Genomic DNA, 12031 nt, shown 5'->3' with positions numbered 1-12031 from the left:
TAATAGAATGTCAGATTTAATTTGGTTTAATGGCAAAATCGTTCCACAAGAGCAAGCAACAACGCATGTACTGAGTCATGCAATCCATTACGGTAGCTCAGTATTTGAAGGTGTGCGCGCATACGATACGCCAAATGGTCCAGCTATTTTCCGTTTGCAAGATCATACAAAACGTTTATTTGATTCAGCAAAAATTTATCGCATGCAAATTCCTTACACTGCAGATGAAATTAATGAAGCATGTAAAGTTGCAGTACGTGAAAACGGTTTAAAAAATGCGTATCTACGTCCTTTTGCATTCTTGGGTAATGTAGGTTTAGGCGTTAATCCAAAATCTCATAAAGCAGATGTTGCAGTAGCGGCAATGGAGTGGGGCACGTATTTAGGTGATGGCGCATTAGAAGCGGGTGTTGATGCCTGTGTTTCATCATGGAATCGTTTAGCTCCAAACACTATGCCAACAGCAGCAAAAGCAGGTGGTAACTACTTATCGTCACAGCTTATTTCAGGTGAAGCAAAACGTAATGGCTACGTTGAAGGTATCGCACTTGATGTAAATGGTTACCTAAGTGAAGGTGCCGGTGAAAACCTATTTATTGTTAAAAACGGCGTTATTTATACACCACCAACAACTGCGGCAATTCTACCTGGTTTAACACGCGATACCATGATGTATTTAGCACGTAAAGCGGGCTTTGAAGTACGTGAAGAGCCTATCTCTCGTGAAGCGCTTTACCTTGCAGATGAGTTCTTTATGACAGGCACTGCAGCAGAAGTAACACCAGTGCGTAGCGTAGACCAAATTGAAATTGGTACAGGCAAGCGCGGTGAAATCACCGAGCAACTACAGCAAGCGTATTTTGATTTAGTTAAAGGCCAAACAGAAGATGAAAATGGCTGGTTAACACTAATCAACGAATAATACGAAAACGACAAATATATTGGGAATGAGGAGTAGGGCATAGCCCTAAAAAGAGGTAAACCATGGCTAGATTAAGAAGTGCAACAACAACTGAAGGTCGTAAACGTGCTGGTGCCCGCGCACTCTGGCGTGCAACAGGGATGACAGACAAAGACTTTGGTAAACCAATTATTGCTGTGGTGAACTCGTATACCCAGTTTGTACCGGGTCACGTTCACTTAAATCAACTAAGTGAAATGATGGCTGAAACCATTCGTGATGCAGGTGGTGTACCGCGTGAATTTAATACTATTGCGATTGATGATGGTATCGCTATGGGTCATGGCGGCATGCTTTACTCATTGCCTTCACGTGACCTAATTGCAGACTCTGTAGAATATATGGTTAATGCTCACTGTGCGGATGCCATGGTGTGTATTTCAAACTGTGACAAAATTACGCCGGGAATGTTGTTAGCTGCACTTCGCTTAAATATTCCGGTGATCTTTGTTTCTGGCGGTCCAATGGAAGCAGGTAAAACACGCCTTGCAGAAATTGATATCAAGCTTGATTTAGTTGATGCCATGGTAAAAGGTGCCGACCCATCAGTAAGCGATGAAGATTCAGATAAAGTTGAGCGTAGTGCTTGCCCAACCTGTGGTTCTTGCTCAGGTATGTTTACAGCTAACTCAATGAACTGTTTATTAGAAGCGCTAGGTTTAGCGCTGCCAGGTAACGGTACAACATTAGCAACACATAAAGACCGTAAACAACTTTATGTCGAAGCAGGTCGCCGTATTGTCGATTTATGTCGTAGCTATTATCGCGACGAAGACGATTCAGTATTACCGCGCAACATCGCTGATCGCAGCGCATTTATGAATGCTATGACTTTAGATATTGCGATGGGTGGGTCATCAAATACTGTGTTACACATCATCGGCGCAGCGCAAGAGGCGGGCGTTGATTTTGATATGACCCATATTGATCAGCTGTCACGCCAAACACCTTTCTTATGCAAAGTAGCGCCAGCAACACCTGAATATCATATTGAAGATGTACACCGCGCTGGTGGCATTATGGGTATTCTTAATGAGCTTGGTAAAGCAGGCAAATTAGAACTAAACGCAGGCCATGTAGCTGGTGGCACCTTAGGTGAATTAATTGAAAAGTGGGACGCTACTAACCCTGACAATAGCGCCGCGCAAAAATTCTATAAAGCGGGTCCAGCGGGTATTCGTACCACTAAAGCAATGAGCCAAGAAACGCGTTGGCCTGAACTCGACCTAGATCGTGAAAATGGCTGTATTCGCAGCGTTGAACATGCGTTTAGTCAAGATGGTGGTTTAGCGGTACTTTATGGCAACCTTGCGCCAGATGGCTGTATTGTTAAAACCGCCGGTGTTGCAGACGGCATGTTGGTATTTAAGGGCACTGCGAAAGTTTTCGAATCTCAAGATGATGCAGTTGACGGCATCTTAGGTGGCCAAATTGAAAAAGGGGATGTGGTTATCATCCGCTACGAAGGACCAAAAGGTGGTCCAGGCATGCAAGAAATGTTGTATCCGACCAGCTACCTAAAATCGATGGGGTTAGATAAAGATTGTGCGCTATTAACGGATGGTCGTTTTTCAGGAGGCACATCGGGCTTATCAATTGGTCACGCTTCGCCAGAAGCTGCTAGCCAAGGTGCAATCGCGCTAGTTGAAAACGGCGATGAAATCGTCATTGATATCACCAAGCGTAGCATTGATATGATGGTTAGCGATGAAGAACTTGCCGCGCGTCATGAAAAGCAATTAGCCCGTGGTAAAGATGCCTACAAACCTGTGGATCGTGTACGCAGTGTAACGCCAGCATTAAAAGCCTATGCATTACTTGCAACCAGTGCTGATAAAGGCGCGGTACGTGACCTTAAAAAGTTAGAGGAGCTCAGTTAATGGTCTCCCAAGAGCTCGATTATTTTCGCGCTATTATCCAAGCCAATATGGAGCCCTTGGCAAAAGTAACGGAGGTCAGCCCGGTTACTAGCCTTGAGCAGAAACTTGGCAATCATATTTGGCTAAAGCGTGAAGATCAGCAGCCGGTATATTCGTTTAAATTACGCGGTGCGTATAACAAATTAAAGCAGTTACCAAAAGGCTCGCAAGTAGTCACAGCATCGGCGGGTAACCATGCTCAGGGGGTGGCACTTAGTGCAAGTCACCTTGGTCATACAGCACGTATTGTCATGCCAGTGACTACACCGGAAATCAAAGTAAACGCGGTGCGCAACCTGGGTGGTGAAGTTATTTTACATGGCCATCACTTTGATGCTGCGAATGCCTATGCACTGGAAATTGCTGAAAAAGAAGGCGCAGTATTTGTACCACCGTTCGATGATAAAGATGTGATCATCGGGCAAGGCACCATTGCGCGCGAACTGATGCAGCAGTTGCCACTACTTGATGCGGTATTTATTCCGGTTGGTGGCGGTGGCTTGTTGGCAGGTATGTCGATTTACTTAAAATCACTGCGCCCAGATATTAAAGTGATCGGTGTTGAAGCTGAAGACAGTGCCTGTTTAAAGGCCGCAATGGAAGCAGGCGTACCGGTTGAACTAGAGCGCGTAGGCAGTTTTGCCGATGGTGTTGCAGTTAAAATCATTGGTAAAGAAACTTTTCGCTTAGCACAAAAATACTGTGATGAGGTGATTACCGTTTCGAGTGATGAAATTTGCGCCGCGATGCAGGACATTTTTGTCTCAACCCGCGCTGTTGCTGAACCATCCGGTGGTTTGTCGCTCGCAGGGCTAAAAAAATGGGTTGCGCAAACAGGCACTAAAGGTAAAAACCTTGCAGCAATTTTATCAGGTGCAAACCTTAATTTTGATAGATTACGTTATGTGGCAGAGCGTACTGCGCTGGGAGAGCATAATGAAGCACTTTTAGCAGTGACTATCAAAGAAGAAAAAGGTAGCTTTAAGAGTTTCTGCAAGGCATTAAACGGCCGTTCAATTACAGAGTTCAACTATCGTTACACAGGCCCTGGTGATGCTGAAATCTTTGTTGGTGTGGGTTTACGTAATGGTGAAACTGAACTTGCGAGTTTAAAGCAGGAGTTAAGTGATAAAGGTTATTGCTTTGTTGATATGACCAATAACGAGCTGGCTAAATTGCACGTGCGTTACATGGTTGGCGGTAAACCGGGTGAGCAGTTATCAGAGCGCTTATTTCGTTTTGAGTTTCCAGAATACCCTGGAGCGCTCGAGCGTTTTCTAGATACTTTAGGCGCAAATTGGAATATCAGCTTATTCCACTATCGCAATCATGGTGCCGCAACTGGAAATGTATTGGCTGCATTTGAAGTGCCTGAGCAAGATAACGCGGCCTTTAGTGATCACTTACAACGTTTAGCTTATGCTTATCAAGAAGAAACTGACAATCCGTGTTATTTGCAGTTTTTGTCGAGTAAGGCACATAACCTTGCGCAAGTAGCAAACAGCTAACGTAAACAGCTTATCTAAATGCCCCGATAATTGGGGCATTTTCTATTCTGAACATCACAGCAAGATTTGCTATCATAGCGCTATTCAAATTTAGCCTGTGTTGAAGATGTCTCACACCGCACTTTTTACCGCAATTGATACGCTATTAACTAAAACGCAAGCCTATTGGCAATGTGTTGCTTTTGCGTCGCGCGAAATACCTTGGCCGCATTTAACAGAAATCCTGCTGGCGTTATCTGATGATGATGTTGAACAGCTTGAAAGTAATCAAGTTGAGTTACAGCGTTACTTGGCAAACCTTATTCCTGAGTTAGATAATGTTGAAAGCTTGCTGCAACTGCCAAGCGCAAATAAGCAGGCAGCTCAGTTTCCATTTTGGCTTACAAACGGTATTAAAGGCAGTAAAATTGCTCAGTTAGAAAGCTTTGTGATGCAAACCGCAGAGCAAGACTTACCGCTGCTGGAGTGGTGCGCTGGTAAAGGGCATTTAGGGCGGTTATATCATTTTGCCCACAAGGTGCCAGTACAGAGCGTTGAAATACAACCTCAGCTGGTGGCTCAAGGGCAGCAGTTAGCACAGCAATTTGGCTTGGACATTAAACTGGCTGAATTGGATGTTTTATCCGAACGTGCGGCAGATTATTTACAGCAAGAGCAGCATGCGGTGGCACTTCATGCCTGTGGTGGGCTGCACCAAGCACTGATTAAACATGGTGTTGCCAAAGGCACTAAATTAATGAGCATTTCACCATGTTGTTATCATTTATTTCAGCAATCTGAACAGTATGTTGCAATGAGTGAGATTGCCAAGCAGTCTCAGGTTGCTTTTACTGCCAGTGATTTAAAGCTCGCCCTGCAGGAAACAGTTACCTCGGGTAAACGCATTTCACGTTTACGTGAAACTGAAACAGTATGGCGCTTAGCATTTGATTGTTTGCTTGATGATGTACTTGAAAAAGATAGCTATCTTCCAGTGCCGTCAGCCAAAAAAGCGCTGTTTTCTGGTGAGTTTAGCGATTTTTGTACATGGGCTGCCAAGCAAAAGAATATTATTTTACCAGCACAGATAGATTACGCAGCTTATTTAGCACAAGGCAAACTACGACGTCAGATTACCCAGCGCATTGAGTTAGTACGTCATGGCTTTAGGCGTTTGATTGAGCTTTGGTTAGTGCTTGACCGTGTTTTATATTTGGAGCAATTTGGCTACCGCGTTACACTCAGTGAGTTTTGTGAAAAACAAATCACACCAAGAAATATACTAATTCAGGCAAAAGCCTAAAAAAACTATCAGGAACGCAAATACTGATGAATAAATTAGCGCATCTTTTTGTTAAGAATCGCTCGTGGGCAAAAGAAACAACGGATCGGGATCCTGAGTTTTTTAAGATTCTTTCAATGCAGCAAAATCCCGAATATTTATGGATAGGCTGTGCCGACTCCCGTGTACCAGCAAACGAGATAGTTGGCTTATTACCTGGTGAATTATTTGTTCATAGAAATGTAGCAAATATGGTGGTACACACTGATCATAACTGTCTCTCTGTACTACAATATGCAGTAGAGGTTCTTAAAGTAAAACATATCATGGTGGTAGGACACTATGGCTGTGGTGGTGTAAAAGCCGCACTTGACGGTGTGCGATTAGGGTTAATCGATAATTGGCTAAGACATGTTGTAGATGCGCGCGATAAGTATGAAGTGGAACTTAATAGTTCTGCCAGTGAGCAGCAAAAGTTTGACCGCTTATGTGAAATTAACGTCATCGAACAAGTTAAAAATGTGTGCCAGACAAATATCGTGATGGATGCATGGGAGCGAGGACAAGAATTAGAAGTCCATGGCTGGATTTATGGGTTGGCTGATGGCCATATTAGAGATTTAGAAACCAGCATAAATGGGGCGAACAATGTGGCAAAAATTTATAACAGTGCCGTTCAAGGTGTGTTTAGTCGTTAGTCTTTGCCTAGCGTTATTGGGCTTTGATGCATTTGCTGAAGCGCAAGAATCCACAGCTTCGGATAAAATACATTTACGTTTCGCGGTGCCTAACTTCCCGCCATATATTTATCTAGATGAAAATAAGCAGCTAGCAGGTCAAGGTATAGAGCGTGTAACCAAAGTGCTTAATAACATGGAGCTTAATTATGAGTTTGAGCTGGTGGCTAATTATGGCATTGCACTTAGAGAGTTACGCGGTGGCAAAATAGATGGCTTCTTTTTAGCAACACAAAATCATTATCGGGATCGTATCGCTAAAATCAGTGACGCTGTTCTTATCAATAATTGGAGTTGGTTTTACAAAGAGAGTAACCCTATTGATTTACAAGCACCGCAGTTTAAAGCACATGCCAGAATAGGCACTTTGTTAAATACTAATACTCAAGTGTGGTTACAAGATAATAACTATGTAATTACCACGTTAAGTAATGATGTAGAAACTTTGGTGGAAATGTTATTAGCCGACAGATTGGATGCTGTTTTTCTTTCAGAGAGTGTCTTTTTACATGCTTTGTCAAACAACGCTGCAAATAACGCAAAAATAGCCAGTACAACCGAAGCAAGTCGTGACTTTTCGGTTTACTTTTCAAATGACTTCTTAGCTCAGCATCGTTGGTTTTTAGATGCTTTTAATAGTGAACTGGCGAAACTAAAGGCAAAAGAAAAAGAAGCGCTTTAGCTTCTTTTTTATTCTGCGTCTTTATGTGCAAGCTTTGCTTCAAGTTCAGATACACGCTGTTCAAGAATAGCTAGTTTCTCACGTGTTCTTAGTAATACTTGGCTCTGCACTTCAAAATCTTCACGACTAACAAAGTCCATTTCGCTTAATTTATTTTGAATCGCTTGTTTGGTTTTACCTTCAATTGTGTCAGCAAGGTTTTTAACACCTTGTGGCATGTTTTCAGTAATTTGCTTTGCAATTTCTTCAAGTTTGGCTGGGTTAATCATAGTCAAAATCTATTATTAAAAACTGCACATAGTTTAACGCATCATGACGAGCCAGCAAAGACAATCCTTGCGCCTAGCATAGTGGCATTTTAAAATCCCTTTCTTTGTTGTGTTAACGCAAGCGATTTTAATGAAACTCAACCCTAAACAAGATGAAGCGGTTAAATATATTAGCGGGCCCTGCTTGGTTCTCGCTGGTGCTGGTTCAGGCAAAACCCGTGTAATTACCAATAAAATTGCCTACTTAGTGCAAAAATGTGAATACAAAGCGCGTAATATCGCTGCGGTAACCTTTACTAATAAAGCCGCAAAAGAAATGCGTGAGCGTGTGGCACAAACACTTGGTAAGCATGAAGCGAAAGGGCTGTGGGTATCAACGTTTCACACCTTAGGATTAGAAATCATTAAAAAAGAGCTTAATACCTTAGGTTTTAAACCGGGCTTTTCTCTGTTTGATGATCAAGACACCAATCAGTTGCTTGCAGAATTGACCGAACCTGAATTGAAAGGTGATAAAGATCTGCTTAATTTATTAAAAATGCAGATCTCCAATTGGAAGAATGACCTTATCGTTCCAGAGCAAGCAATTGCTGAAGCGCGCGAGCAACAAAAAGTCTTATTTGCCCAATTATATGCGCGTTTTCAAAATCAGTTGCGTGCATATAACGCACTCGACTTTGACGACTTAATTATGATCCCAACACTGCTGCTGGCTGCTAATCCTGATGTGCGCGATCGTTGGCAGGATCGTTTTCGTTATTTATTAGTCGATGAATATCAAGATACTAATACCAGCCAATATCAATTAGTTAAGCTATTGGTAGGTGAACGTGCGCGCTTTACTGTAGTAGGTGATGATGACCAAAGTATTTATTCTTGGCGTGGTGCAAAGCCGCAAAACTTGGTGTTATTGAGTAAAGATTTTCCTGGGCTACGTTTAATTAAGCTCGAACAAAACTACCGAAGCGCGGGGCGTATTCTTAAATCTGCCAACATTCTGATTGCTAATAACCCGCATGTGTTTGATAAAAAACTGTTTAGTGAATTGGCATACGGTGAACAAATTAAGGTCATTGCCACTAAAGATGAAGAACATGAAGCTGAACGTGTTGTTGCTGAGATTATTTCGCACAAATTTATGAAGCGTACCAGCTTTAAAGACTATGCGATTTTGTACCGTGGTAATCACCAAGCTCGGGTGTTTGAAAAAGCACTGATGGGAAGCCATATTCCTTATAAAATAAGTGGCGGTATGTCGTTTTTCTCACGTGCAGAAATTAAAGACATTATGGCTTACTTGCGCTTGTTGGTGAATCAAGATGACGATAACGCTTTTTTACGTATCGTAAATACACCAAGACGAGAAATTGGGCCTGTTACCTTAGAAAAATTGGGAACACTTGCCAATGAAAAACACATTAGTTTATTTGCTGCGTGTTTTGAGCCTGAGCTTTCGTCGCGCTTAACGGGGCGTGGTTATAATGCCTTAATGGGGTTTGCTCGCTGGGTTGTTGAGCTTTCTGACCGTGCCACTCGCGGCGATACTCTTGAAGCAGTTAAAGATATGGTGCGTGAGATTAACTACGAAGACTATTTGTATGAAACCTCAACCAGCGCCAAAGCTGCCGAAATGCGTATGAAAAACGTGTCGGAACTTTATCGCTGGATTACTGATATGTTAGTTGGCAGTAGTGAAAACCCACCGTTAACATTACCAGAAGTAGTGATGAAGCTGACACTACGCGACATGCTTGAACGCAACGAAGAAGAGGATGAATCTGATGCAGTGCAATTACTTACATTGCACGCGTCAAAAGGTCTCGAATATCCATATGTATTTATGGTGGGCATGGAAGAAGGTTTACTGCCGCATCAAACTAGCATAGATGAAGATAACGTTGAGGAAGAAAGGCGTTTAGCCTATGTAGGCATTACTCGTGCGCAGCAAGAGCTAATTTTAACCTACGCCAAAGAGCGTAGAATGTTTGGTGAGACAATTACGCCTGAGCTAAGCCGTTTTGTCGCAGAAATGCCGCAAGATGACCTTGCATACGAAATGCGAAAACAGCCGCAAAACCAACAACAGCGTATGGAAAAAGGCCAAGCAAGGGTTGCTAACTTACGTGCAATGCTTAAAAAATAAGTTATTGCTCTGCCGATTTACTGTGTGGCTTTGGTTTAGTTTCAACTGACGAAAGCTGCTCAGTTTCCTGCGTTAATGGGCTTAAAAACAAATTAACTCCAAGCTTTTTCAGTGTCGATTGGAAGTTCACAATTGCAGGGCCTGTAGCAACAATATTGCAGGTTGTATTTTGGGTTAGTGCAATAAGTGCTGCTAATTGCTGTTGAGCAAGTTTTTCATTAATTAACTTGCGGCAAAAACTTAAATCCAATAGCAAATAATCAAATTCAATGCAGGTTAGTTTTACTAGGTCAATTTGTTGTCGTGCTACCTCAATAACACCAATCTTGAATCCCATTTTTTTAAGCTGTTGTAGGTTTTCAATTTGCCTTGTTGACAGTTCTGCTAGGTTACTATCATTAATCAACCAACAAATATCATGGCGTGACTTAGCCAGCTGTTGGCTAAAATGTTCAAATTCATTTGCCAAGATACTCGTATGTAGTTGTAAAAACACAGTGTCATGTTTAACAACATGAGGTAATACTTGATTCAACAAGTAGTCGCAATAATCAATGGCTGGGTGTTGTTCTTGCAGCAGATGATTTAAGGCAATTATGGCACCAGATTCCAGCGTTAAATGAGGGTTAAAATAGGTCGCGACACCTGTTTCTTTTTCAAGGCTGATGATGTTTGATTTCACAAAGCTCAACTGACCGGTATTAACCTCATTTGCGCTAACTAAGTTATTTCTAGGTATATGCTCTGAAGACGCCAGTTTGATAGTACCTTTACCTGATTTTTTCGCTTGATACATTGCACTATCAGCATCGCGAATAATTTCATCAGTGCTGGCATAGGCTTTATTGCTGTATGCAATGCCAATACTTGCACCACTTTTGATGCATTGTTCATTGATACAAAACGGTTTATTCATAATTTTGATAATACGTTTTGCAATTTGTTTTGCTTCATCTTTATGTTGCAGGTGTGTTAATAAAATTACAAACTCATCACCACCGAAACGCGCCAACAGATCATGTTCGCGAATACAGGTAGAAAACTCGTTGGCGGTTGATTTTAAAAACTTATCTCCAGCGTGGTGCCCAAGAGTATCGTTGATATCTTTAAAGTTATCTAAGTCGATAAACATCACTGCAAAACAATGTGATTTATCGCGTTTGTTGCGCTGTAGCGTTTTATCAAGCTGAGATATAAACAAGCTGCGATTGGCAAGGCCGGTTAAATTATCATGATGGGCATCATGAAATAACTGACGTTCAATCTTTTTGCGCTCTTCAATTTGCAATTGCAGGTGAATATTTGCCTGCTGTAGCTCTGCGGTTTTTTCTTTAACTCTTTGTTCTAATTGGTTGTCGGCTAAATGCTTAACCACAACATTTGATATTTGCTCAGAGACGAATGAAATTAGCTCTATATCAGATAGTTTATAATGGTATTCGCCATTAAATGCTTGGCACGCCAGCACTCCAATAACCTGCTGGCGGTGATACAGGGGCACACCAATCCACGAGGTAGGTAAAGGTGAATTGTTAAATTTTGCAGGTAACTCGATGTTACCTTTGGCAACTTCGTTTAAGATTCTATTTTGATCAAAAAGCTCTGTTTTACCAGAATTAATAACAAATTCAGTAAGCCCTTTTGAAAAAGTACGAGGTTGGTAATCAGATGACATTTCGTCAACTGCATAAGGGCAAGTGATACTATTTTCAGATCGGTCATACAAGGCTATAAACAGGTTTTTAGCAAAAACTTCTTCATTAACAATGCTGTGAACTCGTTTGAAAAAATCCTGATTGTTAAGACTTTTTGTAGCAAGTTTAGAAATCGCGTAGAGAATATTTTGTTTGCGAATGGTCTCTTGATTTCGCGCTACCTCTAAGCGCAGTTGCTCTGTTCGCTCTTCCACTTGCTGTGCCATATATTGGCGTTTTTTAACACGTTCAACAGCGGTGCTGAAATAGAATGCAACTGTTTCAAATAACGCTATTTGGCTTTCATCAAATGGCTGATTAATATCATAACTTTGTGTTGCCATAACACCGATAACTTTACCATCATGATGAATTGGAACACCTAGCCAATACTCACAAGGTGTGCCCATAACACGACAAATGCCTTTTATTTCGCACTCAGCTATTTGCTCTTTGTTAAATAGTTTGGTTCGGCCTGTTTTAAAAACTAACCCAGTTAATGAGTTATCTAACATGCCTGTTTGCAGTGCTTGAATGGGTAAATGGATACCATCGACTTCATCGACAAAATAGGTTAACTCTAATTCACCAATAACAGGATTAAATAGCACCACATAAAAATTACGACATGGCAGGCTATTTTCAAGAATTTGTTGAATAGCAGGGTAGAGAAGCGTTAGCTCAGATACTTTACTCGCTTGTTCAGAAAGCTGTAAAAGGGCATTTTGTGTTTGCAAAGAGGTCTGATATCTCTTTACTAAACTCGTTAGGCGCTTTATTTTTCTTCGCTGTGAAGCACTGTAAGTGGGAGCATCTTCCATTGCAATTTCTTATTATTTTTAATAGTGAAACAGTAA

The 12031-nt window shown here is 41.6% G+C and carries 9 protein-coding genes; 7 read left to right on the top strand and 2 right to left on the bottom strand.

Annotated features, from left to right (window positions below):
• Nucleotides 1-7 precede the first annotated feature (7 nt).
• The 6 genes from ON073_RS05610 to ON073_RS05585 all read left to right on the top strand — a co-directional run bounded on the left by ON073_RS05610 (nucleotide 8) and on the right by ON073_RS05585 (nucleotide 7068).
• Complete coding sequence (locus ON073_RS05610) at nucleotides 8-922, top strand: branched-chain amino acid transaminase (protein ID WP_274760886.1); 915 nt, start codon at nucleotides 8-10, stop codon at nucleotides 920-922.
• Nucleotides 923-984: 62 nt separating this feature from the next.
• On the top strand, nucleotides 985-2841 hold the full coding sequence (gene ilvD, locus ON073_RS05605; RefSeq protein ID WP_274760885.1) for a dihydroxy-acid dehydratase: 1857 nt from the start codon (nucleotides 985-987) through the stop codon (nucleotides 2839-2841).
• Complete coding sequence (ilvA, locus tag ON073_RS05600) at nucleotides 2841-4388, top strand: threonine ammonia-lyase, biosynthetic (RefSeq protein WP_274760884.1); 1548 nt, start codon at nucleotides 2841-2843, stop codon at nucleotides 4386-4388. The genes ilvD and ilvA overlap by 1 nt, the downstream gene beginning before the upstream one ends.
• A gap of 106 nt (nucleotides 4389-4494) precedes the next feature.
• On the top strand, nucleotides 4495-5670 hold the full coding sequence (locus tag ON073_RS05595) for a methyltransferase (RefSeq protein WP_274760883.1): 1176 nt from the start codon (nucleotides 4495-4497) through the stop codon (nucleotides 5668-5670).
• 26 nt (nucleotides 5671-5696) lie between these two features.
• Nucleotides 5697-6347, top strand: coding sequence for a carbonate dehydratase (can, locus tag ON073_RS05590; protein ID WP_274760882.1), 651 nt, complete (start codon nucleotides 5697-5699; stop codon nucleotides 6345-6347).
• Nucleotides 6298-7068 carry a substrate-binding periplasmic protein gene (locus tag ON073_RS05585; RefSeq protein WP_274760881.1) on the top strand — a complete coding sequence of 257 codons (771 nt, stop codon included), beginning with the start codon at nucleotides 6298-6300 and terminating at the stop codon, nucleotides 7066-7068. The genes can and ON073_RS05585 overlap by 50 nt, the downstream gene beginning before the upstream one ends.
• An 8-nt stretch (nucleotides 7069-7076) precedes the next feature.
• Here the strand turns inward: ON073_RS05585 and ubiK are convergent, their stop codons facing one another.
• Nucleotides 7077-7337: a ubiquinone biosynthesis accessory factor UbiK gene (gene ubiK, locus ON073_RS05580; protein WP_274760880.1), complete on the bottom strand. Its 261-nt coding sequence runs from the start codon at nucleotides 7335-7337 to the stop codon at nucleotides 7077-7079.
• Nucleotides 7338-7467: 130 nt separating this feature from the next.
• Between ubiK and rep the strand changes: the two genes are divergently transcribed.
• Nucleotides 7468-9480: a DNA helicase Rep gene (rep, locus tag ON073_RS05575; RefSeq protein ID WP_274760879.1), complete on the top strand. Its 2013-nt coding sequence runs from the start codon at nucleotides 7468-7470 to the stop codon at nucleotides 9478-9480.
• A gap of 1 nt (nucleotide 9481) precedes the next feature.
• On the opposite strand, the gene ON073_RS05570 is transcribed toward rep, so the two are convergent.
• Complete coding sequence (locus tag ON073_RS05570) at nucleotides 9482-11995, bottom strand: bifunctional diguanylate cyclase/phosphodiesterase (RefSeq protein ID WP_274760878.1); 2514 nt, start codon at nucleotides 11993-11995, stop codon at nucleotides 9482-9484.
• Between the last annotated feature and the right edge of the window lie 36 nt (nucleotides 11996-12031).

The sequence above is a fragment of the Pseudoalteromonas sp. G4 genome (assembly GCF_028875915.1).
Lineage (GTDB): Bacteria > Pseudomonadota > Gammaproteobacteria > Enterobacterales > Alteromonadaceae > Pseudoalteromonas.
This window is presented reverse-complemented; position numbering and strand designations above follow the sequence as displayed.

Coding starts and splice junctions, on each gene's coding strand:
- ON073_RS05610 (WP_274760886.1), top strand. CDS start 8: ATGTCAGATTTAATTTGGTTTAATGGCAAAATCGTTCCACAAGAGCAA.
- ilvD (WP_274760885.1), top strand. CDS start 985: ATGGCTAGATTAAGAAGTGCAACAACAACTGAAGGTCGTAAACGTGCT.
- ilvA (WP_274760884.1), top strand. CDS start 2,841: ATGGTCTCCCAAGAGCTCGATTATTTTCGCGCTATTATCCAAGCCAAT.
- ON073_RS05595 (WP_274760883.1), top strand. CDS start 4,495: ATGTCTCACACCGCACTTTTTACCGCAATTGATACGCTATTAACTAAA.
- can (WP_274760882.1), top strand. CDS start 5,697: ATGAATAAATTAGCGCATCTTTTTGTTAAGAATCGCTCGTGGGCAAAA.
- ON073_RS05585 (WP_274760881.1), top strand. CDS start 6,298: ATGTGGCAAAAATTTATAACAGTGCCGTTCAAGGTGTGTTTAGTCGTT.
- ubiK (WP_274760880.1), bottom strand. CDS start 7,337: ATGATTAACCCAGCCAAACTTGAAGAAATTGCAAAGCAAATTACTGAA.
- rep (WP_274760879.1), top strand. CDS start 7,468: ATGAAACTCAACCCTAAACAAGATGAAGCGGTTAAATATATTAGCGGG.
- ON073_RS05570 (WP_274760878.1), bottom strand. CDS start 11,995: ATGGAAGATGCTCCCACTTACAGTGCTTCACAGCGAAGAAAAATAAAG.